Origin of the sequence: Tahibacter amnicola, from assembly GCF_025398735.1 — a bacterium.
In the GTDB taxonomy this organism is placed as follows: Bacteria; Pseudomonadota; Gammaproteobacteria; order Xanthomonadales; family Rhodanobacteraceae; genus Tahibacter; species Tahibacter amnicola.
Window position 1 is genome coordinate 5,107,861 of record NZ_CP104694.1, and the last position, 24,250, is coordinate 5,132,110.

20 protein-coding genes are annotated in these 24,250 nt (G+C 65.3%); 12 read left to right on the top strand and 8 right to left on the bottom strand.

Annotated features, from left to right (window positions below; translation table 11 throughout):
* Positions 1 to 72 precede the first annotated feature (72 nt).
* Complete coding sequence (locus N4264_RS20045; RefSeq protein WP_261694001.1) at positions 73 to 2,436, top strand: M14 family zinc carboxypeptidase; 2,364 nt, start codon at positions 73 to 75, stop codon at positions 2,434 to 2,436.
* Between the two features lie 62 nt (positions 2,437 to 2,498).
* Here N4264_RS20045 and N4264_RS20050 read toward each other — a convergent pair whose 3' ends face one another.
* From N4264_RS20050 to N4264_RS20075, 6 genes are all read right to left on the bottom strand, one after another.
* Positions 2,499 to 3,119, bottom strand: coding sequence for a hypothetical protein (locus N4264_RS20050; protein ID WP_261694002.1), 621 nt, complete (start codon positions 3,117 to 3,119; stop codon positions 2,499 to 2,501).
* A gap of 321 nt (positions 3,120 to 3,440) precedes the next feature.
* Positions 3,441 to 5,381: a hypothetical protein gene (locus N4264_RS20055; RefSeq protein ID WP_261694003.1), complete on the bottom strand. Its 1,941-nt coding sequence runs from the start codon at positions 5,379 to 5,381 to the stop codon at positions 3,441 to 3,443.
* Positions 5,382 to 5,526: 145 nt separating this feature from the next.
* The gene (locus N4264_RS20060) at positions 5,527 to 7,521 is read right to left on the bottom strand and encodes a hypothetical protein (protein WP_261694004.1); all 1,995 of its coding nucleotides are present in this window, start codon (positions 7,519 to 7,521) and stop codon (positions 5,527 to 5,529) included.
* Between the two features lie 70 nt (positions 7,522 to 7,591).
* The gene (locus tag N4264_RS20065) at positions 7,592 to 8,704 is read right to left on the bottom strand and encodes a hypothetical protein (RefSeq protein ID WP_261694005.1); all 1,113 of its coding nucleotides are present in this window, start codon (positions 8,702 to 8,704) and stop codon (positions 7,592 to 7,594) included.
* Positions 8,705 to 8,824: 120 nt separating this feature from the next.
* Complete coding sequence (locus tag N4264_RS20070) at positions 8,825 to 10,771, bottom strand: hypothetical protein (protein WP_261694006.1); 1,947 nt, start codon at positions 10,769 to 10,771, stop codon at positions 8,825 to 8,827.
* A 152-nt stretch (positions 10,772 to 10,923) separates the two neighbouring features.
* Positions 10,924 to 12,918 (bottom strand): hypothetical protein, encoded by a 1,995-nt coding sequence (locus N4264_RS20075; protein WP_261694007.1) that lies wholly within the window; start codon positions 12,916 to 12,918, stop codon positions 10,924 to 10,926.
* 174 nt (positions 12,919 to 13,092) lie between these two features.
* On the opposite strand from N4264_RS20075, the gene N4264_RS20080 reads away from it, so the two are divergent.
* The 11 genes from N4264_RS20080 to ccmI all read left to right on the top strand — a co-directional run bounded on the left by N4264_RS20080 (position 13,093) and on the right by ccmI (position 22,116).
* On the top strand, positions 13,093 to 14,499 hold the full coding sequence (locus tag N4264_RS20080) for an FAD-dependent oxidoreductase (protein WP_261694008.1): 1,407 nt from the start codon (positions 13,093 to 13,095) through the stop codon (positions 14,497 to 14,499).
* Positions 14,500 to 14,502: 3 nt separating this feature from the next.
* The gene (locus N4264_RS20085) at positions 14,503 to 14,928 is read left to right on the top strand and encodes a DUF3293 domain-containing protein (RefSeq protein WP_261694009.1); all 426 of its coding nucleotides are present in this window, start codon (positions 14,503 to 14,505) and stop codon (positions 14,926 to 14,928) included.
* A 51-nt stretch (positions 14,929 to 14,979) separates the two neighbouring features.
* Entirely contained in the window at positions 14,980 to 15,627 is a 648-nt protein-coding gene (gene ccmA, locus N4264_RS20090) for a heme ABC exporter ATP-binding protein CcmA (RefSeq protein ID WP_261694010.1), read from the top strand.
* The gene (gene ccmB, locus N4264_RS20095; protein ID WP_261694011.1) at positions 15,624 to 16,307 is read left to right on the top strand and encodes a heme exporter protein CcmB; all 684 of its coding nucleotides are present in this window, start codon (positions 15,624 to 15,626) and stop codon (positions 16,305 to 16,307) included. The genes ccmA and ccmB overlap by 4 nt, the downstream gene beginning before the upstream one ends.
* 140 nt (positions 16,308 to 16,447) lie before the next feature.
* The gene (locus N4264_RS20100) at positions 16,448 to 17,206 is read left to right on the top strand and encodes a heme ABC transporter permease (RefSeq protein WP_261694012.1); all 759 of its coding nucleotides are present in this window, start codon (positions 16,448 to 16,450) and stop codon (positions 17,204 to 17,206) included.
* Positions 17,203 to 17,379 carry a heme exporter protein CcmD gene (ccmD, locus tag N4264_RS20105; RefSeq protein WP_261694013.1) on the top strand — a complete coding sequence of 59 codons (177 nt, stop codon included), beginning with the start codon at positions 17,203 to 17,205 and terminating at the stop codon, positions 17,377 to 17,379. Before N4264_RS20100 ends, ccmD begins: the two co-directional genes overlap by 4 nt.
* Positions 17,376 to 17,846: a cytochrome c maturation protein CcmE gene (ccmE, locus tag N4264_RS20110; protein ID WP_261694014.1), complete on the top strand. Its 471-nt coding sequence runs from the start codon at positions 17,376 to 17,378 to the stop codon at positions 17,844 to 17,846. The genes ccmD and ccmE overlap by 4 nt, the downstream gene beginning before the upstream one ends.
* A 58-nt stretch (positions 17,847 to 17,904) precedes the next feature.
* Positions 17,905 to 19,890, top strand: coding sequence for a heme lyase CcmF/NrfE family subunit (locus N4264_RS20115; RefSeq protein WP_261694015.1), 1,986 nt, complete (start codon positions 17,905 to 17,907; stop codon positions 19,888 to 19,890).
* Positions 19,890 to 20,432 (top strand): DsbE family thiol:disulfide interchange protein, encoded by a 543-nt coding sequence (locus tag N4264_RS20120; protein WP_261697665.1) that lies wholly within the window; start codon positions 19,890 to 19,892, stop codon positions 20,430 to 20,432. The genes N4264_RS20115 and N4264_RS20120 overlap by 1 nt, the downstream gene beginning before the upstream one ends.
* Positions 20,429 to 20,881 carry a cytochrome c-type biogenesis protein gene (locus N4264_RS20125; RefSeq protein WP_261694016.1) on the top strand — a complete coding sequence of 151 codons (453 nt, stop codon included), beginning with the start codon at positions 20,429 to 20,431 and terminating at the stop codon, positions 20,879 to 20,881. Before N4264_RS20120 ends, N4264_RS20125 begins: the two co-directional genes overlap by 4 nt.
* Complete coding sequence (gene ccmI / locus N4264_RS20130) at positions 20,878 to 22,116, top strand: c-type cytochrome biogenesis protein CcmI (RefSeq protein ID WP_261694017.1); 1,239 nt, start codon at positions 20,878 to 20,880, stop codon at positions 22,114 to 22,116. The genes N4264_RS20125 and ccmI overlap by 4 nt, the downstream gene beginning before the upstream one ends.
* Here the strand turns inward: ccmI and N4264_RS20135 are convergent.
* Both N4264_RS20135 and N4264_RS20140 read right to left on the bottom strand, forming a co-directional pair.
* On the bottom strand, positions 22,113 to 22,463 hold the full coding sequence (locus tag N4264_RS20135) for a hypothetical protein (RefSeq protein WP_261694018.1): 351 nt from the start codon (positions 22,461 to 22,463) through the stop codon (positions 22,113 to 22,115). The two genes, ccmI and N4264_RS20135, sit on opposite strands and share 4 nt — an antisense overlap.
* Before the next feature lie 362 nt (positions 22,464 to 22,825).
* Positions 22,826 to 23,599 (bottom strand): hypothetical protein, encoded by a 774-nt coding sequence (locus N4264_RS20140; protein WP_261694019.1) that lies wholly within the window; start codon positions 23,597 to 23,599, stop codon positions 22,826 to 22,828.
* Positions 23,600 to 24,250: the final 651 nt, after the last annotated feature.

A 24,250-nucleotide genomic window follows, 5' to 3' on the forward strand; every position in this document is an offset into this window, starting at 1 on the left:
CGCCGTAGGGTATTCCTGCTGTTTTCCCGTTGTGCATTTCATTGTATTCCCGATGCACACAGGAGAACCGCGGTGAACAGGTATGCCTTTGGATGTCTCGCGCTTTGCGGTTTGCTATTGCTGCCAACCCTGCCGGCTCAAGCCAAGGGAGTCCCCGGTCTGGCGTGTTTGCGAACGGTGGACGAGACCTACGACAGCCTGGATCGGCTCGCCCGCGACAACCCCACTCTGATTACCGGAATCAATCTGGGGCCGGGCTTCGAGCGGTCGCGCAACCCCTACCTGGGGTATGCCATGCGGGCGTGGAAACTGACGAACACGGCGACGGACGCAACGACGCCGGGTAAACCGGATATCGTCATTGTGGGTGGCCTGCGCCCCGACGCTCCCAGCCCCCCCGAATCCATTACGCGATTTGGTGAGTGGCTGGTCGGCCGCTACGGTGCTGACGCCGACGCCACCTGGCTGCTGGACAATTTCCGTTTTCACCTGATTCCCCTGGGAAATCCGGACGGCCGCAAACACCTCGACCTGGGCTTTTCCAGAGCCAAGAACACCAACTTCCTCGTCTCAGACGGCCAATGCCAATCACTGAACGTTGGTGTCAGCGTGGATCACAACTTTGCCTACACGTGGGACACACCCCGTTTTAGCGAGGTGTGCGACCACCTCTTCAAGGGACACAGCCCGACCTCCGAGCCAGAGACAAACCGGTTGTTCGGCTATGTCGTCGGTGTACCCAATATTTTTGGATATCAGGACGGAGTGCTTTCCGACCGGCGAAACGACAACCGATCGAATGCAGCACCGGCCGACTACAAAGGCCTGTTTATCGAGATGACCAGCTCCAACAGAACGACAACGTCGTGGCCGTGGAGCAATTCGACGGATCCAGCGCCCAATGGGAACGCATTGCGAACGCTGGCGCGCAGGGTGTCCTGGCATACCAGCGGATCGCCGGAACAGCTTTATGTCACATCGCCAGTGGAGTCGGAGACAGGTCATCTATTTGATACCGTCTACGGCCACCTCGGTGCACCTTCACTGCGTTTGACGTGGAATGAAATCCTGGCACCGGATTGCGCTGTCTTTGAAAGAACGATCTGGCCAGAATCGCTGGCTACGCTACGCTACGCGGCGCGAACCGCCGCCGCTCCGTACCTGTTGGCGTCGGGACCAAACACGCTCTTCACCGAGGCGACACCGGCTGTGGTGCCTTTGGGCACACCTGTGACGATCACCGCCACGATTGATGACAGCCACTTCAATCAGAGGCTCGGTGCAGAACCCTTTCAGCCGATTAGGGCGGCATTGGCCTATGTCGATGGAACGCCGTGGCACAGTACCGGCGCGCCCATCAGCCTTGTGCCAGCGGATGGCGTATTCGATTCGCCGAGCGAAGTCGTGAGGGGCACCATCAATACACTTGACCTGGCAGTGGGTGTTCACTCAATCACGGTGCAGGGAATCGACAGCTCCGGCCGTGCCGGCACGCCCCGGTCCACGCAGTTCCGGATCACCATCCCGGGAAACCAGCCGCCCGCCGTGAATTTTCGGACGCAGCAGATTGGCACCAGCGTCAGTTTCGTGGATGAATCCAGCGATACCGACGGCGTCGTAATGACGCGTCTCTGGGACTTCGGCGACGGCACGAAATCGGGCGCCACGCATCCATCGCATACCTATCCGCGTAGCGGCACCTATCGGGTCACGCTGACCGCCTTTGACAACCGCAGCGCTAGCCGCACGATCGAACGCGATATCACCGTTGCCGACGTGACCCCTGCTTATCTGTTTCCCGGTAGCGTGTCGATTCCCGCTGTCGCTGCCGGTTCACACTACCTAGCAATGATTTACGTACCAGCCGGCGCGAGAGACCTGACGATTCGCACTACAGGTGGCACTGGCGACGCCGATCTCCTGGTCCGCTACGGCGCCCCGCCTACACAACGAATGCACGACTGCGCTTCTGCAACTCTTGGCAGCACCGAGAGCTGCGCGGTCGCAGTTCCCTATGCCGGGAGCTACTACATTCTTGTCCCCGCCAACTCGGCCATCAGCGGCACTCAGCTCTCGACCAACTTCACCCTGGCTGCGCCCTTTGTGGAAAACAACAACTGGCAATCGATCGAAGACCTGCGGACCACCGAAAGCACGGTGTATCTGCCGAACTTCGCGGGCAAGGCCCCCGACAAGGTCTACGTGCAGGTCGACATCCAGCACACCTATGTAGGCGACCTTGCAATCGACCTGATTGCGCCCGACGGCCGCCAATACAGTCTTTGGCGGAATGAAGGCGGCGATACGGAGGACTTGCGCCGCTTGTTCACGGTCGATGCATCGGCGTCAGGCGGTATGGGTTTCTGGGCCCTCCGTGTGAAGGACAAGTACGCCGGCGACGTCGGTCGTTTGACATCGTGGTCGCTCCGGTTCTAGAACTCCGGGCAAAACTACCAGTCCAACCCGTCCCGGGGCTTGTCCCCGGGACGGGTTGGTGACTACGGCGTCAACGGACAGACCGACTCGTCCACCGTACCCGCGATGAGGAGCGGATGGATCGCATTGGCAGCGGCGGTCTGGGTCTGGCTGGCGGCGCCAGCAGCCAGGCTGAGGAAAAGCGACGGGCAGTTGCCGCCCGGCGTGTAGCTGGTGATGGACACAGTGGGAGTGGCAAGAGATGCCGTGTACGCGCCGTAATTGCCATCGGGTGTCAGGGTGTACTGCAGCGCGTACGAGGTCGCGATGTTGGTCAGGGTCATCGTGCACGACTGCGGCCCGGCCCCCATGTTGTAGGTGATCGGCACGGTCAAGGTGTCAACTGTGCCGGTGGCGTTGACGGCGCCGGTGCCGAAGTCACCCGTCGGCGTCGCGGCATGAAGTGTCACGGGACAGCCAATGGTGCCGCCCGGACAGTTGGGCGAGCCGCAGACGGTATAGGGAAACGGCGACGTCCCCGATTGCGCGCTGACGCAACCCTGGGTGCCTTCGATCGAGTTACGGACGAGTGTGAGGAAGCTCGACTTCGTTATTGCCGTCGTCCAACAGGCCGAAAAGCTGTTATGGAACATCAGTTCGCCGGCGTGAGCGACGGTAAAGCCCAGGAACAAACCAACAGACACGGAGAGACGGGCCGTGAGGCACCGCCGGGATTTCGCGATCGTCATGTGACCCCCTGAGTACGGCCCCGCTCATCCGGCGGGGACCGGCGGAGGTGTCAGCAAGAAGCTTGCCGTCGACCCGATTGAAAGATTTACACGGCAAAGTGCAATGTCGCTGTGGATTAGGTAGCGGGAAGCCGTCAAAAATCCGTCGCCACGCGGTACCACCCGAAGGTGATCGTCCCCTCAGGGCGGACCAAATACCCACCGGGCCACGCTATGTCGCCCGTAGCAACAACGCTGTCACCAAGGGCGCGTCCATCCGCCGTGTCACGATAGCGGTTACCGGACGTTTGACGGGCAACTCATCGGTCCGGTGGCGCGCCAGAGGGGGCGCGTCGCGGTGAACTGCCCCTGCAACGGGGCTGCGAGCACAATGTTCGGACGCGACGTCGCATCCGGCGCGGCGGCAAAGTCGATGGACCAGGTGCCGACGCGCACCGCCGTCGGCGCCACGTAGCGGCACGTCGGGCACGCACCGCGGACCTGCTGCAGGTCAAACCCCTTCGTACCGCCGGCGTGGTCGGACGAGCCGATCACCCAGCGCGGCACGTGGTCGGCATCATAAAAGTAGCCGCCCAGCACCGTGGTGGCACCCAGGTCGAGGACGTTGATACCCCACCCTGCATCCACCGGTGAGAACCAATGGCCGCTGACCGGCGCGCCCGACAGGCCTAGCGGCGAACAACCCGACGCAGCTGCCAATACGTACCGATTGCTGCCGGCCTTCTCGTTGATCGACCAGCTGAAGACCATCTCGTTGTCGCGCAGCGGATCCCGCGTCATCGCGAAGCGCCCGACAGCACGCGTCCCGTACTGCGTGCTGTAGATCTCTCCGCCCGCCGTGTCGCTGAGCTCCGAGGTACCCGCCAACGCATACCAGGTGGGAAGCCCCGCATCATCGAAGGTGTAAAAGAACGCAGCAAGGCGGCCGTTCACATAGTCGAGGAAGAGCCCATCGCCCGACCGCTGCGGATTGAAGTAGTTGCCCTCGGCCAGTCCAAGCCCGCCGCGCGGCGGCGCATTGAGCCCATCAGCCAGCACCGCCCGCACACGCAAGGTCACCGGCCGCGTGCTGAGATTGACGGGCGTAATGAACCACCGCCCCCGCGCTGCTGCGGACTGGCAGCTTTCGCATGCGGAACGCCAGGACCAGCTGCCCGGCTGACCGGTTCCCCGGCGCATCACAGCGTCGACACGATCGCGCGGCGGAGCTTTCACCGCCGTGGAGTCGACGCCCGATACGGGCAGCTCGACGCGCGAAATGTACACATCCACGTTTTCCAGCGAATCAACGCCGATCGCCACGGCGGAATAGCCCGGATTGTCGACGTAGAGCTTTTCATGCGCCTGGCCGGGCGCCAGCGCGAGAGTCATTGAGTTCGCCCCGGGATCAGCCGTGGGCTTGAGCGCAGTCGGCTGGTCGACCGCCGTGACCGGTGCAAACGTCAATTCCACAGGCGCGATGAACATCGACGTGGGCGAGAACGTCGGATCCGTCAGAAGCAGGCCCGCGAAATCGGTGTGCGAGCCGATTTCGTCCGGTCGAGCCGTATAGCGGAACGTTGCCGTGAAGGGGATGTCGGAGCTGATGCGCTCGGGCACCTCGACGATCAGGGAGTCGCCGTAGTCATCTTCCGCAATGACCTGGCCATTGCGCAGGGTGAAGTCGGCGCCGGCGAACGTCGTACGTACCGAAACCGCGTCCGAGCCGGGCGTGTTCTCCATGCGCGTCAGCACCCAGGCCGACCGCGACGGAAAGGCACGCAGGTCGAGACGGCATCGCGCCCGCGATCCAGCACTGCGCGCACGGCACAGCACTTCATTGGCACTGGGCAGTCCATCACCGTTGCGATCGACGCCGACCGTCACGCTCCAGCGCGCCGTGGCCACGGTGGATTCTGCAGTAACTTCGGCAAACCAGGCCTGCTCGCCACTGGCGGCTGTCAGGGGGCGCAGGAAATAGCCAGTGGCTGCCAGGGGCAGATCGTAGAGATCTGCCGGCGTCGGGTCTTCACGCAGTGAATAGCTCTCGGCCTGCTCTGCCATCACACGCCAGGGCTGTGCAATGACTTGCTCGATCGTCCGCTCGGTGCGCAACGTGGCCGTGGTGATGCCCGAGGGCATGCCGACGAATCCCTGGACCAAGGTGCCCAGGTAGATCGGGTAGTACGCGGATTCCGCGCCGGCCGAATGTGCGACTGCAAGACTTGCAGCGAGCACAACGGCAGCCGAATGATGTATCCCTCGAAGAACGCCCACCCACAGTCTCCCGATTCCGACGCCAGCACGGCTGCACACGCGAAACGGGCATCGTACGCAGCAGCGCGGGCGCTTGCAAAGGCAGCCCGGGGATGCGCTGCAGGGATCAGAGGCAGTTCACGGTATCGGTCGCACGTGCCGTGTCTCTCGACAACCGATATCCGCCGCGCAGTGGGGCGACCAGCTGAATATCTGCCTGGGACTGCGCCTGCGCTCCAGAGGTGAAGGTCATTCGCCACTGCCCTGCCGTTGCGGAGGTCGGTGGCACGTAGGGGCAGGTCGGGCACGCGCCGATCAACTGCAACATGGTGAAAGACTTGGTGGCACCAGGGTCGGTGGATGAGCCGATCGTCCAGCGTGGGCGAAGCCCCGAGTCCTGAAAGAAGGCACCCAGTACCGTCGTATCACCCATGCCCAGGATGTTCATGCCCGAGCCGATGTCCGTTGGCGCAAACCAGTGCCCGGAGATGGGCAGATTCGCAGTGCCAATCCGCGCACAACCGCTGCGCGCGCCCAGCACCAACCGATTGGATCCGGCCTTTCCTTCAATTTTCCAGCTGAAGATCAGAGTGTCGACATCCGGCGACTGCGAAGGATTGATGAGGGAGAACCGGCCGACCACCTGCACGCCAAGGCGTTGCGCGAGTATGCGACCTGACCACAGGCCGATCATCGGCGAATCTCCGGACAGGACATACCAAACCGGCGCACCCTCATCGTCAAAGGTATACAAATAACCAATATCCCTTCCTGCCGCCGTATCAATGAACAATCCTTCACCGGGGCGCTGCGGGTTGTAGTAGTTGCCGGGCGCTGCCTTCAGCCCGATCTGCGGCAGAAAATCAGTACCGAAGTACATGGCCGTTTGCAGACTCAGCGTGACCGGACGGCCGGAACGGTTCACCGGCGTGATGAACCATCGCCCTTTTCCCATTGGCACGCGGGATGCGCAGTGCTGCCAGGCACACAGGTGCGTGGAGTTCGGGCCGGTGGTCGGCGTGGACATCCCCTCGCGCAGCACCGCGAGGCTCTGGTCGCGCGGTGGTGCTCGCACCAGGGTCGAGTCGACATGGCTGGGAGGCAGGTCGACCCGGGAAATGTACACGTCCACGCCATCGAGTGTATCGGCAGCGATGTCCATTACATCGAAGTGGGGATTGTCGATATACAGGCGGTCGTGCGCTTGCCCGGGATGCAGGATCACCTGGATGGGATCGGTCCAGTGGATGGCGTGTCCCGGCGAGATCGCATAGGGCTGTGCGGCCTGCGTGATCGGCGCAAATCGGAAGGCCAGCGGAATGACCGTTGCCGAGGCGACGGAATAACGTCCGTCGGTGAGTATGATTCCACCCAGCGGAATGTCGGGTACGGCATTGACCATCGGCGCGTAGCGGAACTCCGCCGCAAACGTCTGGCCTGCCTGCAGCGGCGCCGGCACCTTGACCGTGATGTCGGGCGAGTACGCTTCGGTCGGATGAAGCTCGCCACCGCCGGTGGCGAAGCGCGCGCCATGGAGCACGGTATTCAGATTCAGCGGCTCCCCGGTATGCCGTTCCAGTTGCGACACCACCCACATGGACCGGCTGGTATCGGCACGAAGGTCCAGTACGCAGGTGGCATTCTGCACCGACCGCGCTGCGCTGCAGATCGTTTCGTCCGCAGATGGCAAGCCATCACCGTTGCGGTCGATGCCGACATGGAGCCGGGCCCGGGTGTCGCTGTTGGCGCTGCCCAACAGCTGCAACGACACGACGGCAAACCACAGCTGCGAGCCGTTCGGATCGGTGAGCGGCTGCACTGTGTGGTGCACGCCGCCAGCCGCCAGGTCGAATGGATTGGCCGGCGTCGGGTCTGCCGGGACGGTGGCCTCTTCTACGCTGAGGTAACGCGCCTGCCAGAACTGCGCCCGGGCATCCGCGTAGGATTGTGGCGTGGCGAGGGGCGCCATGGTCGTGCCCGCAGGAAGGGCCAGGGTCACCGTGGGACGATTGGCCAGGCTTGCGGGGTGGTGGTGGATTTCCGCCGTTGCGCTGCCACTCGGGCCAAGCGCGAGAAGGCCAGGCAATGGCGCCAGTATCGGCAGGAAGCGACGAGCGGTCACGATACGTTCTCCGGCAGCGGCGCTGCGATCGGGCTGGGCGGTGGGTACGAAGAGGGTGTGTGGTCGTGCATCACAGGCAATGCAGGTCCCGGGTGCCACGACCAATGTCGACCGGCGTGACAACTTGGCCCTGCAGCGGCGCTGCCAAATGGACAGCGGGCCGCGACCGGGCGGAAGAGGCCGAATGGAATTCGACGCCATCGAGCGTGTCGACGGAAACGCTCATCTCGTTCTGGCTGGGATTGTCGACATACAGGCGTTCCTGTGCCTGTCCGGGCGCCAGCGTCACCATCACCGGTTCGTTGGGGCTGAATTTGTAGGGCGAAATGGCGACAGGCTGCGTGCTGGACGCAGCGTGCACGGGCTGCAGCGCAATCGGTACCAGGGTTGCCGATGCGGCCGTTGCGTCTACCGCGGTGAACAGCAGACCGGCAAATTCGCCGTAGGTGTCGACCGGAGGACGCGCACCATGGATCAGTGTGGCGACGAACGGCGAATTGGCGTCGACCGTTTCCGGCGTGGCGACGGCCAGGCTTCCCGCTATGGAATCGATAGCCCTGATCTTTCCATTCGACAGATCAAAGCGCGCCACGTCCAGCGTGGTTTCCAGCGTCGACGCCACCGGCGACGTCGGTGCCTGCGTGATCACCCACAGGCCATCAGTGCCGTGGTCGCGCACATCCAGGCGGCAGCGTGCCTGGCCGGCCGTATTTCGCGCTGTGCACCGCAACTCGTCAGCCGATGGCTGGCCGTCGCGATCGAGATCCAGGCCGACAATGACGGCAAAACGATCCTGCTCACTGGTTCCGCGCGGCGCCACGACGGACACCTCCGCATAGCCCGTCCGCGTGCCGCTACTGTCGGCCAAGGGGTGCAGGAAGAACCCTTCACCCCCCGCACCGATATCAAAGGCGTTGCCGGGCGTAGGGTCGGCCGGCAAGCTGTAGGACCGCGTCACGGCGCGATTCATGCGGAACGCGGTCGCCACGGGATGATCGAGGGCATGAGCGACACGTGTCGTGAGCGTGGTACTCCCCGCCGGCACGGCCAGTGGGACAGTGGCAAGCGTGCCCAGCGATTCAGGCCAGTAGCGCGTTTCCGCGTGGGCGTTGCCCATGTCGGCGAAGGTCAGCAGGATGGACGCGGCGACGGACGTGCCATAGGGAATCCAGCGATGGCTCATGGGGTATCTCAGCGGATGTCGCTGAGATAGACGGTGCCTCGCGCGGATACCCGACGCCACGCGACCTTATTCGCTCTCTGCGGACATATCCGCTGTACCACTGCCGCGCCATGAACTGCCTTACCGACAGCTCAGCATGTTGGTTGCACGTTCCACCGCCTGTGGGCGGGAGAACCCGCCACGCAAGGGCGCAACGAACTGGACAGAGGGCCGCGACAGCCCCTCCGCGGGTGAAGCGAAGTCGACGGTCCATTCGCCGATGGGTGTCACTGTCGGGCTGGAATAGACGCAGGAAGGACACGCGCCGAGCACCTGCTGCATCGCAAACGACTTGACGCTGCCGGGATCCACGGACGTGCCGATCGCCCAGCGCGGCCTGCCCTCCGCATCGTAGAAGTAGGCACCCAGGACGGTCGCGTCACCCACGCCCTGGACGTTCATTCCCCATCCCGGATTTCCGGGCGCATACCAATGGCCAGACAACGGCGCCGCCAGGCTGTCGAGCGGCGCGCAAGCACTGCGCGCGGCGAGCACCAGGCGATTGCTGCCTGCCTTTCCGCGGATGTTCCAGCTGAAGATCAGATGGTTCGGCATCGCCAGGTCAGCCACCATGACGAAGCGGCCAGCGGCGCGCGTTCCCCGATCCTGTTCATACAGGGTACCGGTCCAGACGTACCCGATCGGGGAAGTACCTGCCATGGAGTACCAGACCGGCCTTCCATCTTCGCCAAATGTATAGAACACGCCGATCGCATCATTGTGAACCGCATCGACAAACACACCGTCGCCCTGGCGCTGCGGATTGAAGTAGTTGCCGGACACGGCGCGAAAGTTCCGTGGCGGATTCTCGTCGGCCATGCGGCTGATCGCCACCTTGATACGCACGGTCATCGGGCGATTCGTCTTGTTGACCGGCATGATGAAGTAGCGACCGGGCAGAAGCCGCCGGCTGTGCGAACAGAATGCACAGATCATCAGCGCGTTGTCGCCCATGACGGTGGTCACCAGCGTTCCCTGGCGCAGCACGGCGATCTCGGGAATGGTGTCCGACCAGTGCTGCGGCGTCGAGTCCACCCGGCTTTCCGCAAACGGCTGGTAGGCGACATGCACATCCACGCCCAGCAGGTGGTCGGCCTTCACCAGCAATTCCGACCCGTTGGGATTGTCGACGTACAGGCCCGTGCGACGTTCGCCCGGCTGCAACAGGACCGTCGTCCACGGCCTGCCCCAGTGCGTTTCATACGGCGTCAGCGAATACGCCTGACCAGACTGCACGACCTCCGTGAAGCTGAAACGCAGAGGAACGGCGATGGCGCCTGCGCCGGCGGAATCCGAAATCAGGAGGCCACCCAGCGGTACACCGGCCGGGTCGGTTGCCAGAGCCCTGTGATGAATCTGCGCCGCGAAAGACGTGCCCGTCGTGACGGTTTCGGGCAAAGCCACCTCAAGGCTGTCCGGAAAGGGCGACAAGGCAATCGTCTTGCCGGCATTGACCGAGAAACGCGCACCGGTGATCCGCGTCTGCAGGAAGACGTCGTCGATCACACCATCTTCGCGTCGCGTCAGAATCCACAGCGATTCCGCCACCAGGCCACGCAGGTCGACGTGACACCGCGCCTCACCGCGCCGATTCACCGCCCGGCACAGCAGCTCGTCCCAGGAGGCATGTCCATCGCGATTGCGATCGATACCCACCGTCAGACTGACCGGCGATGCGGGCGTACCGTCCGCAGCATCAAGCACCACGATGTCGGCGAACCACAGCTGCCGACCATCCGCATCGGTCAGCGGCATCTGAGTAAACGATGTACCACCGCCTTCCACGTCGAATTCATCGTGCGGCGTGGCGTCGGGCGCGAGCGTCGATGCACGCGTCAGCAGATGTTCCGCCTGCCACACCGTCGCGCGAGGATGCGCCAGGCTGGCGTCCACCACGAGAGAAACGGATGTCGTGCCGGTCGGCATCGCCACCAGCGCTTCGGGCAGCCGCCCCATCGCAGCGGGATAGTAGGCCGTCTGCGCCATCGCGACAGAGCCAGTAGCCGCCAGCAAAAGCGTAGCCGTCATCCAGCGCACGCAAATTGTCCCGAATGGCAGGGCCACACCGCACTCCTTGATTCGTCCTTGTGGTGACGTCGGCGCGGGTGGCCCCTGATATCCGCGACGCGTCGCTGGCTCGCCCGCCGCTGTCCGTCACAGCGACAGGCGCGCAATGGAAGCTACTGGCAAGCCACTGGCGAGGTCGCGCGAACGACCGCCTGCTGCTGTGCGAATTGCCCCGACAGCGGGGCCACGAAGGTGATCGACGGGCGTGACCGGGCGTCGGTGGCAGACGCGAAATCGACCCCCCATTGCCCCACCGGCGTCACTGTCGGCGCGACGTAGGCACAGGTCGGGCACGCACCGGTCACTTGGTGCAGCGCAAACGTCTTGGTGCTGCCCGCGTCATTGGAGGTGCCGATCGCCCAGCGCGGTTTGCGCGCCGCGTCGTAGAAATACGCGCCGAGCACCGTGGTGTCGCCCAGACCCTGCACGTTCATGCCCCAGCCGGGACTGTCAGGCGCGTACCAGTGGCCGGAGACCTGCGCCGGCACGCCATTGACGCCTGCACAACCACTGCGCGCAGCGAGAACCAGTCGATTGCTGCCCGACGTGTCGCCGATGCTCCAGCTGAAGACAAGCTCGTCCTTGAGCGCATCCTTCACCATGCTGAAACGACCAACGGCGCGCGTACCGTTGGCCTGGTCGTAGATCGTTCCCTGCCACACGAAGCGTAGCGGGGATGTACCAGAAAGCGAGTACCAGGTCGGCAGGCCCGCTTCGTCGAAGGTATAGAACACGCCGTTGGGTGTTCCATCCACCGTGTCGATGAAGACACCGTCGCCCGAACGCAGGGGGTTGTAGTAGTTGCCCGACGGCACGCCCAGTCCGGTGCCTGGATCGGCGCCGAGCGTACGACGCAGGGACACCCCCAGGCGGACCATCACTGGTCGATCACTGGTGTTGACCGGCGTAATGAAATAGCGCCCCGCTCCCACGCCACGGCTGATCTCGCAATGGACCGAGCAGATCGACGTGGAGTTCGGCCCGCCGTCGCTGCTGCTCATGCCTTTGCGCAGCACGGTGACGAGGTGATCGCCCGTCGGCGCCTGGATCCGGGTGGAATCAACCGCGCTCTGCGGCAGCAGGTCACGCCAGACATGGACGTCGACACCTTCAAGCGTACTGGCCTGGACGACGAGGTAATCCTGGTCGGAATTGTCGACATAGAGCTGCGGATGCGATTCCCCCGGCTGCAGCGTGACGGCCGTTTGCGCCGTCAGCAGCTGCGGCAGCAGGCGACCCGCCGCCATCGCGAACGGACGACCGACCGGCGCGACCTCCTCGATGGAGAAATTCATCGGCACCACCTGTGCGGTGGCGGAGGATTGGCTTTGGTCGGTGATCAGCACGCCGCCGAAGCGCGTTTCCGGGTACTGGCCGAGCCGGGAATAGTGGTGGAAGGTGGCCGAAAAGGGGGTATGGGCGGTGATCGCGTCGGGCAGCACAACCCGTGTGTCCGCCGGTAGGGTGGCCATGGCACGCACCACGCCGCCAGAGCTGGCAAAACGCGCGGTGCGGGCTGTCATCACCAGCGGGAAGGTGCTTTGCGTGTGCGAGTGCAGCCGGGTCAGGATGTTGAGGTTCCTGGCGGGAAAGGCACGCAGATCAACCCGGCAGTGGGCCGTGATGCCGGTGTTGCGTGCATGGCAGAGCACCTCGTCGCCGGTGATGCGGTTGTCGCCGTTCTTGTCGACGACGACCAGAACCTCAAAGCGCGTTTCAGGATCGGGCAGTGCCCCGCCCTGCAGATAGACATCGGCAAACCAGTGCTGCGCTCCGCCCGGCTCGGTCAGTGCCCAGCCGACGATACGCGATCCACCGGCGTTACCCAGGTCCAACGGATTGTCGGGCGTGGGATCGATGGGCAGGTTGTAGGTTTCGGAGAGTTTCTCCTCCATGCGCCACATCTCGGCCCGGGGCCGGCTGATGCTGTGCGTGCTTTGAAGGACAGTCCCTGCAGCACCGGCCGGATACGGAATGCGCGCAGTTGGCATGTCGGCCAGCGATGCGGGGTAATGCACGGTCTCGGCCGTGGCGACGGCCGCCGCCAGCGAAAGCACAAGGGGGCTGAGAGCCCGCGCTGCGCGCCGGAACGGAAGGTATGGCTGCACGGAAGCACTCCCTGAGTCGAAGAACGTCGACAGCGCGGGGCGTGACAGGCCAAGATCGGCGTCTTGGCCATCGGTGTGCGCTGCCGAGGCTGCGTATCGTAAAACATCGCATGACGGAAGGGCCGGGCTAGCTTCGGATTTCCCGCCGTCCCCCATCGAAGGACACGACCGAGCATGTCAAGAAAAGCGATCACGATCGTCGGGGCCGGGCTGGTCGGCTCCCTGCTGGCCACCCTGCTGGCCCAGCGCGGGTTTGCGGTCACCGTGCACGAGCGGCGGCCCGATCCGCGCAAGGCCGGTTTTGTCGGCGGCCGGTCGATCAACCTGGCGCTGGCCGAGCGCGGCTGGCACGGCCTGCGAGTCGCCGGACTGACCGAGGCGATGCGCCCCATCGCGGTGATGATGCGCGGCCGCATGGTGCATGACGTCCACGGCAACACTAATCTGCAACGCTACGGGCGCGACGACAGCGAGGTGATCTGGTCGGTCAACCGCGGCCAGTTGAACATGACCCTGCTGTCGGCCGCCGAGGCCGCTGGCGCAAAGATCCACTTCGACCAGCGACTCACAACGGTAGATTGGGACAATTCCCGCGCCGTGTTCAGCGACGAGGCCGGCCTGTCGCACACGTCGACAGACTGGACCACGCTGATCGGCGCGGACGGCGCCGGCTCTGCGCTGCGCCAGGCCATGGCCGCACGCACCGACCTGGGCGAACGCTTCGAACCGCTGGGACACGCCTACAAGGAACTGGAGATCCCACCCCTGGCAGACCTGCCCGCCGCTACGCTGCCCGAAGCACTGCGCCAGGCCCGGGCACGCGGCGATCGCTTCGCGATCGAGCCCAACGCCCTGCACATCTGGCCGCGGGGCGGCTACATGTGCATTGCCCTGCCGAATGCCGAGGGCAGCTTCACCGTGACGCTGTTCCTGCCGACCGCCGGCAATCCGGGTTTCGACCAGCTCACCTCGCGCGACGCGGTACGCGCGTTTTTCGAGCGCGAATTCGCCGACGCGGTACCGCTGATGCCAGGCTATCTGGACGATTTCGCCAGCAATCCCACCGGGATGCTCGGAACGCTCTACCTGGACCGCTGGCACCTGGACGGCCGTGCGGTGCTGCTGGGCGATGCCGCGCACGCGATCGTGCCGTTCCACGGCCAGGGCATGAATTGCGGCTTCGAAGATGCCGTGGAACTGGCGGACCTGATCTCCGCCGATTTCTCCGATCCCGCCGCGGTGTTCGCGCAATTCCAGGCGCGTCGCAAGCCCAATGCCGACGCCATCGCCGCGATGGCGCTGGACAACTACATCGAGATGCGCGACCGCGTCGACGATGCCGACTACCTGCTGATGCGTGCGCTGGAACGCGCGCTGGCCGCGCGGCATCCGGGACGCTTCGTCCCACGCTACTGGATGGTGACCTTCTCGCGCCTGCCCTATGCCGTGGCGCACGCCCGCGGCGACATCCAGGCGCAGCTGCTGCGCACACTCACCGCCGGCAGACACTCGCTGGACGAGATCGACCTGACCCAGGCAGATGCGGCCGTGGAACAGGCGCTCGCGCCGCTGCCGGCCTGAGCGATGATCGATCCGGTCCTGCTGGCGGCATACCGTGCCACAGACTACGACGTGCGCCTGCCAGGCGGGCAGCGATGCCGACTGAAAGTCGACCAGGCGCCGCCGGAACCCTTTCGGCGCTGGCTGGGCGATGCCGGCTTTGCCTTCATCACCGCGCACAACCCCGGGTCGGTGCCGCTACCGGCGATGCAGAACCGCCTGCACCAGCACGCGCTGCTGGCAGACCTGCGCCAGGCCGGCGCCCGCGTGCTCGCGGGCGTCGGGCGCCTGGCGACGATGGGCTGGCGGGAACCGTCACTGGTCGCCGCCGGCCTGACACTGGAACATATCGACGGGCTAGCCCGCCGCTACGGCCAGAACGCGGTCGTCACAGGTCACGCGGACCTGCCCCTCCAGCTGCGCCTCTACACGGATCCGACCGGTCCGTAGGGCGATCACGCATGGCGCAACCGGCCCGCTCCGGGTAGGATTGCGCGCCCCATGAGTCCCGCCGACACGACCGACACCGCGCCCCTGCTGGAGGCCCGCGGCCTGACCTTCCTGCGCAACGACGAGCCGATCTTCGGTCCGTTGAACTTCGCCCTGCACGCGGGCGAGGTGGTGTTGATGGAGGGCGACAACGGCAGCGGCAAGACGACCCTGCTCAAGGTGCTTTCGGGCCTGCTGCCGCCCTCCGAGGGCGAGGTGCTGCTCAACGGCGCGCCGCTGACCCTGGCCAGGCTGTCGCACCAGGTCGCCCTGCTGGGTCATCTGCTGGGGCTCAAACTGGAATTGTCGCCTTTGCAGAATCTGCGGTTCGCGATGGGGATCGGCGGCCTGCGCGCCGGCATCTCCGCGCACCAGGCGCTGGCGAGCGTCAATCTGGAAGGCTACGAGGACGTCCCCGTCCGGCAGCTGTCCGCGGGCCAGCGCAAGCGCGTGGCACTGGCGCGGTTGCTGCTCGTGCCGGCGGCCCTGTGGCTGCTGGACGAGCCCTACGCCAATCTCGACCGGGACGGCATCGCCCTGGTCAACCGCCTGCTCGAGGTGCACGCCCACCGCGGCGGCGCCGCCCTGATCACCTCGCACGGCGCCTATGCCTATACCTCCGGCACGCCGCGCCGCCTTCCGCTGAAGGTGACCGCATGAGTTTCGGTTCAACCCAGGCGGCCTGCCGCGCGCTGATCGTGCGCGACCTCACCCTGGTCTGGCGTCGCCGCGGCGATGCGCTCAACCCGGTACTTTTCGCCCTGATGGTGCTCGTGTTGTTCCCCTTCGCACTGGGCCCCGAGCCCCAGGTGCTGGGGCGAATTGCCGCAGGCACCATCCTGGTCGCCGTGCTCCTGGCCGGCCTGCTGTCGATGGATGCCCTGTTCCGCAGTGACCTGGAAGACGGCTCGCTGGAGCAGCTGGTGATGTCGCCGCACCCGCTCTCGCTGCTGCTGGCCTGCAAGATCGCGGTGCATTGGCTGACGACAGCCTTGCCACTGGTCCTTGCCAGCCCCCTCCTGGGCGAGCTGATGAACCTGCCCGGCCCGGTGCGCCCGGTGCTGATAGCAGTACTGGCACTGTCCACGCCGCTCTTGAGCCTGATCGGTGCCGTGTGTGTCGCGCTGACGGTCGGCATGCGGCGGTCTGGTATGCTCTTGGCTCTGTTGGTGTTGCCGTTGTATGTGCCGGTGTTGATTTTCGCCGCGGGTGCGTGCAACGCCGCTGCCAATGGCCTGCCGATCGCCGCGCCGATGCTGTGGCTCGGGGCCGGACTGGCGCTCAGCGTCGTGGTCGCGCCACTGGCCTGCGCATCGGCACTGAAGATTTCGCTGAGCTGAGGCGGCGGGAACCCGGCCTCGCCCGGCAGGTCCATCGGCCAGCAAAAGCACGACTCCGCCCGGATGGCAGCGGGTACATGGCCTCCGCAGGCCTGTACCGGCACTTACCGGGGTTTTTCCGCCACTTTCGCGACGGACGCATGAATCCCCTAGCGCTCTGGTTCCACAAAATGGGTTCGCCACCCACCTTCTACCGTCTGGCCGGGCGGTTCCTGCCCTGGCTGTGGGGCATCGCGCTCATCAGCGGCGCAGTCGGGCTGTACGGCGGGCTGGTTCTGGCCCCGTCGGATTACCAGCAGGGCGACGCCTTCCGCATCATCTTCATCCACGTGCCAACGGCCTGGATGAGCCTTTTCGTCTATGCCTTCATGGCAGTGAACGGATTTATCGCCCTGGTCTGGCGCATCAAGCTGTCGGAAACCCTGGCGATGGCGTCCGCCCCCATCGGCGCCGCGTTCACCGCGATCTGCCTGGCCACCGGATCGATCTGGGGCCGTCCGATGTGGGGCACCTGGTGGACCTGGGACGCCCGCCTGACCTCCGAGCTCGTCCTGCTCTTCCTGTACCTGGGCGTGATCGGCCTGTATCACGCGATCGAAGACCGCCGCCAGGCGGCGCGCGCCGCGGCGTTCCTCGCGCTGGTCGGCGTTGTCAATCTTCCCATCGTCCACTTTTCCGTGAACTGGTGGAATACCCTGCACCAGGGTTCCACGGTGAAGCTGTTCGGCCCGTCGCTGATCGATCCACGCATGCTGTGGCCCCTGCTGACGATGGCCGTGGCGACCAAGTTCTCGTTTGCCGCCAGCCTGCTGTCGCGGGCGCGGGTCGATCTGCTGGAACTGGAAGCCGGTAAGGACTGGGCACGCGAAGTCGCCCTTGCCGAGGAGCGCACACCGTGAGCGAATTTCTTGCCATGGGTGGTTACGGCGGCTATGTGTGGTCTGCCTACGCCATCTTCTTCGTGGTGCTGGCCGCCGATGCGCTGGCACCGCAGTTGCGCCGCAAACGCGTACTGCGCGACCTGCGCGGCCGCCTCAAACGTCAACAATCCCGCGGAGGCGAAAGCCAGTGACTCCGACGCGTCAACGCCGCCTGATCATGGTCGGCCTGGTCCTGCTTGCGGTCGGCGTGGCCACCGCACTGGTGGTCACGGCCATGAGCCAGAACCTCACCTATCTGTACACGCCGGTGGAAGTGAAATCCGGCAAGGTGCCGGCGCAGGCGCGGTTCCGCCTGGGCGGCATGGTCAAGGCCGGCTCGATTGAGCGCGACCCCAATTCGCTGAAGGTCAATTTCCTCGTCACCGACGGCGATGCGGACATGCTGGTGGAATACAACAACATCCTGCCCGATCTCTTCCGCGAAAAGCAGTCGGTGATCGCCACCGGCCAGATGCAGGGTGACCGCTTCCTCGCCACCGAGGTGCTGGCCAAACACGACGAGAAATACGTGCCACGCGACGTGCAGGAGGCCATGGCCAAGGCACACAGCAAGCACGACGTGCCCGCCCCGGACGCCGCCAAGCCCGCCAGCAACTGAATCTGCCCGGGAACGCACCCAGTCCCGATGCCCTGCCCTTTCACCGCGAGCCGCGACCATGCTGCCTGAACTCGGCCAATTCGCCCTGATCCTTGCCCTGCTGCTCGCCGCCGTGCAGGCCGTGCTGCCTTTGTGGGGCGCCGGGAGCAATCACGCGGCGCTGATCGCGACGGCGCGCCCGGCGGCCGCGGGCCAGGCCATCTTCGTCCTGACAGCCTTCGTCATCCTCACGGTGGCCTTCGTCACCCAGGATTTCTCCGTCGCCTATGTCGCGCAGAATTCCAATTCGCAGCTGCCCTGGTACTACCGTTTCTCCGCGGTGTGGGGTGCACACGAAGGCTCGCTGCTGCTGTGGATCCTCATCCTCAATGCCTGGACCGTCGCCGTCGCGGCGCTCAGCCACAAGCTGCCCGACCGCTTCATGGCACGTGTGATCGGCGTGCTGGGTTTCGTCAGCTTCGGTTTCCTGCTCTTCACCATCGCGACCTCGAACCCGTTCCTGCGCCACCTGCCGGCGCTGGCCGAAGGCAATGACCTCAATCCGCTGTTGCAGGATTTCGGACTGATCGTCCACCCGCCGATGCTCTATACCGGCTACGTCGGGTTCTCGGTCGCCTTTGCCTTCGCCATCGCCACCCTGCTGGAAGGTCGTCTCGATGCGGCTGCTGTGCGCTGGGCCCGGCCGTGGACCAACGCTGCCTGGGGCTTTCTCACCCTCGGCATCGCCCTGGGCAGCTGGTGGGCTTACTACGAGCTTGGCTGGGGCGGCTGGTGGTTCTGGGATCCGGTCGAGAATGCCTCGTTCATGCCCTGGCTGGTCGGCACGGCGCTGATCCATTCGCAGGCTGTCACCGAAAAACGTGGCTCCTTCCGCGCCTGGACGATGCTCCTGGCGATCCTGGCCTTCTCGCTCTCGCTGCTGGGTACCTTCCTGGTGCGATCGGGCGTATTGACGTCGGTGCATTCCTTCGCGAGCGATCCGGAGCGCGGCATGTTCATCCTGGCTTTCCTCGCGGTGGTCGTCGGCGGGTCGCTGCTGATCTTCGCCATTCGCGCACCGGCCATCGCCGGCGGCGAGCCTTTCCGCGCGGCCAGCCGCGAGACGGCACTGCTGGTCAACAATCTGTTCCTCACCGTCGCCTGCGCCACGATCCTGCTGGCGACGCTGTTCCCGATCATCTGCGAGGCCTTCGGCATCCAGAAGATCTCGATCGGCACGCCGTACTACAGCTTCCTGTTCTCGCTGCTGATGGCTCCCATCGTGCTGCTCCTGCCATTCGGGCCCTTTCTGCGCTGGCGCGAGTCGCGCCTGGGAGAAGTGCTGCGGTCTCTGGCGCCGGCCTTGGCGTGCGCGCTGATCGGCGCGGGCCTGGCCTGGCTGGTGGCGCGCGACCTGCCGGCGAAAGCGCTGCTCGGTACTGCGGTATCGCTGTGGGTAGGCGTGGGTATCGCGCTGTACACACTGCGCCGCTGGACCACCGTTCCCGCCGGCCGCCGCTACACGCCGGAAATGCTCGGCATGATCGTGGCGCACTTCGGCATCGCCGTGTTCCTCGCGGGCGTGCTGGTCACCGAGGCCACGGGGGTTGAAAAAGACCTGCGCTTCGCACCCAACCAGAGCGTCACCGTCAACGGGCTGGATTTCCGCTTCGAAGGCGTCGAGCGCGTGCAGGGCCCCAACTGGCGTGCCGATTCCGGCCGCGTCGTGGTCAGCCGCGACGGCAAGACGATCGCCACGCTGGAGCCGCAGAAGCGCCAGTACCCGCGCGGCCAGGTGCAGACCGAATCGGCGATCGATCCAGGCTTCACGCGCGATCTTTACGTCGCCCTGGGCGAGCCGCTGGGCACTGACGGCGCCTGGTCGCTGCGCGTGTACGTCAAGCCGTTCGTGCGCTGGATCTGGCTGGGTGCCCTGCTGATGATGCTGGGCGGATTCATCGCCGCCTGCGACCGACGCTTCCGCGTCCTGCCCGACAAGACGTCCGACGTGGCGACGCCCGAGCCGAAACCTGCGCCCGTCGTGGCCGCGGAGGCTGGCGCATGATGACGCGCGTGCTGCCGCTGGTCGGCTTCGTCCTGCTGGTGCTGCTGCTGGCCTTCGGTCTGTCCTGGAACCGGTCCCATGACCAGCGCGAAGTAGCCTCGCCCCTGATTGGGAAGACCGCCCCCACCTTCTCGCTGCCGGTGCTGAACACGCCGGACCAGCGCTTCGGTACGGCGGAGCTGGCGGGCCAGCCCTACCTCCTCAACGTGTTCGGCAGCTGGTGCCCGAGCTGCGTCGACGAACACCCGGTGCTCAATCGCTACGCGAAGCAGCTGGGCGTCAAGCTGGTGGGTTTCAACTGGAAGGACGCGCCGGGGGATGCCAACGCCTGGCTGGCGAAGTTCGGCAACCCGTACGAGGTGATCGTCGTGGACCAGGAAGGACGCACGGCCATCGATTTCGGCGTGTACGGCGCGCCCGAGACGTTTCTGGTCGACGCGCAGGGTGTGATTCGCCTCAAGCGCGTGGGCGCCATCACCCCGGACTACGTCGAGCGCACGCTCAAGCCGGCTATCGCCGCCCTCAAGAGAACCACCCCATGACCCCCTTGCGCACCTTGCTTCGGCGCATCGTCATCGCTGTCGTGCTCTGCCTGCCCTCGCTCGCCGCCGCCCAGCCGCTGGAGTTCAAGGACGCCGCCGAGGAAAAGCGTTTCCAGGCGCTGACGCGCGAACTGCGCTGCCTGGTCTGCCAGAACCAGAGCCTGGCCGATTCGGATGCCGGCCTGGCCAACGACCTGCGTCGCGAGGTGTTCGAGCAGATGCGCTCGGGCAAGAACGACGAAGACATCAAGAAATACCTGGTGGCGCGCTATTCGGAGTTCGTGCTGTACGACCCGCCGCTGTCGCGCTCGACCGTGCTGTTGTGGTTTGGACCCGCCGTCATGGTGGTGATCGGCGGCATCGTCGTCGCGCTGGCCGTCCGCCGGCGCAAGGCAGCTACCGCAACAGGCCCCGCCACGGCGGCGCCGGGTGAGGAGGAAGACTGGTGAGTCCTGTGTTTTTCCTGGTGGCTGCGCTGATGGTGATCGTCGCGCTGGCCTTCGTGACCGTGCCGTTGCTCAGACGCGGCCATTCCAGTGCCGCCGCCACCGACGACGCTGCGAAAGTCCAGGCGCTGGACAGCGCCCGCGCGGCAGGCATCCTGACCGACGAGGAATACGCGTCAAAACGCGCCGCGCTGGCGCAGAACGCACCGGGGCCCGTGGCTGCCCGGTCACGCCTGGCGGTGGGCACTGCGGCGACGGTCGCCGTGCTCCTGCCGATGATCGCGATGGGCCTGTACGTCTGGCACGGGTCGCCGGATGCACTCGATCCGGCCAATCTGCAGGCCAGAAAACCCGCGACGCCGGCCGATATGGACCAGGCCATCGCCGGCCTTGAAGCCAAGCTCAAGCAGAATCCCGAGGACGTGGAAGGCTGGCTGCTGCTGGGCCGCGCCTACAAATCCATGGAACGCTTTGGCCCGGCACGTGACGCACTCAAGCAGGCCTACGACCGTGCCGGCAACGATGTCGACGTGCAGGTCGACTACGCCGAAGCGCTGGCGCTGGCCAGTGACAGCCGTCGTATTGAAGGCCAATCGCGGCAGCTGCTGGAACGTGCCCTCGAAGCGCATCCGCAACACCAGCGCGCCATGTGGCTGCTGGGTATTGCCGACTACCAGCAGGGTCGCTACGCCGAGGCGGCGACACGCTGGGAAGCCCTCGCCACGCAGATCGATCCCTCAGCACCGGCGCACGAATCCATCCTCGCCCAGATCGCCGACGCGCGGCAGCGGGCGGGCATGCCCGCTGCTGCAGAATCGGCCGGCACGCCTGCTGTCGTCGACGCAAAATCCCCCGCCGCGCCGGCGGCCGCAGATACCGGCGGCCCGCGCATCCAGGTGGAAGTTGACCTTGACCCCAAACTCAAGGACCAGGCAGTGGCCGGTTCCACGGTGTTCGTCTTCGCACGCGCCGCCAATGGGCCGCCAATGCCGTTGGCCGTCCAACGCCTGGCGCTGACCGACCTTCCGGCGAAAGTCACGCTCACCGAAAGCATGAGCATGATGCCCAGCATGAAGCTGTCCCAGTTTCCGCAGGTCGTCGTGGGCGCGCGCATTTCGCGCAGTGGCAATGCGATCCCGCAGGCCGGCGATCTGCAGACCCTGTCGGAACCGATCGCCGTTTCTGCGGGAAAACCGGTTCGGCTGCTGATCGACCAGGTCGTTGCGGAGAAGCGCTAGACGCGGATGCTGGTGACCAGCGAAAGCGCCGTGCTTCGCTCGCGCTCGGTGGAGATGTCACCGCAGAAATAGGCCACCGCCTCGTCGACGTCGTCGGTCGTCAGCGAGGCGCACCGGTCGGCGATGGCCGTTGCGCGCGTCCAGAGCTCGACGGCGCTGGCCAGCGCGCTTTCGGCCAGGAATTCGCCAGCGGCTCGCACCAGGGCACTGTATTCCTCGTAGGCCACCGCCGACTCAAAAATCACACGGGCACAGCGAAAAGCCCCGTTGAGCGTGAGCGTGACCGACCATTGTTCGAGCCGCCCCCGATCGCGCAGTACCACCAGGCAGGCGCAGTAACTTTGCATGCGACTAACCCGCGGACGGTCAGGCCAGGCCGATCCGGGCCGGTACAGCGGCGGCAGCCGCAGCGGTCCACGCCGGCGCCAGTGCCGGCCGGATGCGATCCGGGCGCGTGAAAACGACAGACAATCCAGGATCTCCGCAGCGTGCCTGATGGAAAAGTATCGGCAAGCCGCGGACAGGGCGAGTCAACAAACGTCACGAAACCGGCACGTTTGTGGAGATCACACCCGGGTGGGGCCGCCACGCGATGGCCCGGCCGGCGGCCAGCCCGCCTCCCGGGCTGCAACGATGGCCCGGACGGGGCGCAGGGCGCCTCTTCACGACGCATCGCTACATCGTTGGTAGCTAACTCGTGCCCGCGTCCTTACGACGGACGCATCGTCATCTCCTGCACGAGGAAGTCACCCGCCAGCGCAGCAGGTGAGATCGGATGAATCTCGAACATGCCGTCGGATCGCTGGGGATGCAGCACGATGCCGAAATCCCACCGCTCGCCGTCGGCCACGCGGATCAGTTCCGGCAGCTTGTACTGGGGCATGCCGTAGACACGCCAGTGCTCCGGATCCGGCAAGGCCTGCCGGTAGGCTTCCGCGTAGTTGCGCGACAGGAAAAAGATCACCCGCGCGGAATTGCCCGGCGGCAGTGTGTAGAGCTTGCCTGTACTTTCGATATCGCTGTCGTCGGCCAGCTCGCCGATGCACCAGAACGGCTCAGCCATACAATGGGCTTCGGGCATCCAGCCTGCATTCCAGCGCGAAGCGAGCAACCGCCCCAGGTTTTCCAGCTCCTGGGCCGGCAGGATCATCACGCCCAGACGATCGGCCGCGCGGCGCGCGCCAGCCTCAAAGCCCACAGTGGATACGCACACCCCCAGGAGATCATCACCCACCGCGCGGATCCCCACCTGCAGACCCTCGATATCGGCCTCTTCCACCGGCCGCGTATCGACCACGGCAAAGCCGACCCGGTGCCGGACACCCGACTGGTAGAACTCGCAGAACACGGCAAACCGTTGCACGCCGTCGGCGCCGATCCGGAATGCGGCATCGCGGCAAACCTGCACGGAATCAACGGAAAGGTTCAGAAGCGCCTCGTAGAGGCGGGGGGTGACATCGTCACCGCGGTACTGGCTGTTCATGGCAGACCCCGAAGCGCGTGGCTGGGCACGGATACTGCATCGGCGGGGATGGCCCGTCACTGCCATTATAGTCCTGCCCCGCGCGCCTGACATACGGCCACGTCAGGATGACGAACGGCGGCGCCGCGAGGTACTGCCGGCAGTGAAAGCGATCCATATTCCCGTTGTATTTTTTTACACACCAATTTCTTGCGCTCCGCGAAGTTCCATACAAGCGGAATTCGCAACTCCGCAACATCGTCGGTTGCCGCGAAAGTAGTCGGGTGTATACTCCAGGCTGCAAAACGTTTCATTCCGTACAGGGGGCGCCGCTTCGTACCGGCGACGCCAGGCTGCGCACCTACTGTTGGTGGCCCTATGGCTAGCACGAAGCGCGGTTCTGAGGCGGCGGCGTCCCGGATTGCCGGTGCTACCGGCGTCGGCCGTGATGCCCATCTGGCGCATCTTTCCGCCCGGCAGTGCAGCGGGCTCGACCATCCTGCCAGTGCCGATTCCGCGTTCGCCGATATTTCCTGCGACCACGAGCCGCCAGCCGTTCACCATCCCCGGGAGCGCTGACCATGGCCGGCGGCGCAGGCCGCGGCCCGGGACGGCATGACGCCAGCGCACAGCGGCCCCTGCAGTGGCCTGCTACAGGCGCACCATCGTCAT

Excerpts from the sequence above, each read along its gene's own strand:
- N4264_RS20065 (WP_261694005.1), bottom strand. The coding sequence starts at position 8,704 with ATGAGCCATCGCTGGATTCCCTATGGCACGTCCGTCGCCGCGTCCATC.
- N4264_RS20070 (WP_261694006.1), bottom strand. The coding sequence starts at position 10,771 with ATGACGGCTACGCTTTTGCTGGCGGCTACTGGCTCTGTCGCGATGGCG.
- N4264_RS20080 (WP_261694008.1), top strand. The coding sequence starts at position 13,093 with ATGTCAAGAAAAGCGATCACGATCGTCGGGGCCGGGCTGGTCGGCTCC.
- N4264_RS20085 (WP_261694009.1), top strand. The coding sequence starts at position 14,503 with ATGATCGATCCGGTCCTGCTGGCGGCATACCGTGCCACAGACTACGAC.
- ccmA (WP_261694010.1), top strand. The coding sequence starts at position 14,980 with ATGAGTCCCGCCGACACGACCGACACCGCGCCCCTGCTGGAGGCCCGC.
- ccmB (WP_261694011.1), top strand. The coding sequence starts at position 15,624 with ATGAGTTTCGGTTCAACCCAGGCGGCCTGCCGCGCGCTGATCGTGCGC.
- N4264_RS20100 (WP_261694012.1), top strand. The coding sequence starts at position 16,448 with ATGAATCCCCTAGCGCTCTGGTTCCACAAAATGGGTTCGCCACCCACC.
- N4264_RS20115 (WP_261694015.1), top strand. The coding sequence starts at position 17,905 with ATGCTGCCTGAACTCGGCCAATTCGCCCTGATCCTTGCCCTGCTGCTC.
- N4264_RS20120 (WP_261697665.1), top strand. The coding sequence starts at position 19,890 with ATGACGCGCGTGCTGCCGCTGGTCGGCTTCGTCCTGCTGGTGCTGCTG.
- N4264_RS20125 (WP_261694016.1), top strand. The coding sequence starts at position 20,429 with ATGACCCCCTTGCGCACCTTGCTTCGGCGCATCGTCATCGCTGTCGTG.
- N4264_RS20135 (WP_261694018.1), bottom strand. The coding sequence starts at position 22,463 with ATGCAAAGTTACTGCGCCTGCCTGGTGGTACTGCGCGATCGGGGGCGG.
- N4264_RS20140 (WP_261694019.1), bottom strand. The coding sequence starts at position 23,599 with ATGAACAGCCAGTACCGCGGTGACGATGTCACCCCCCGCCTCTACGAG.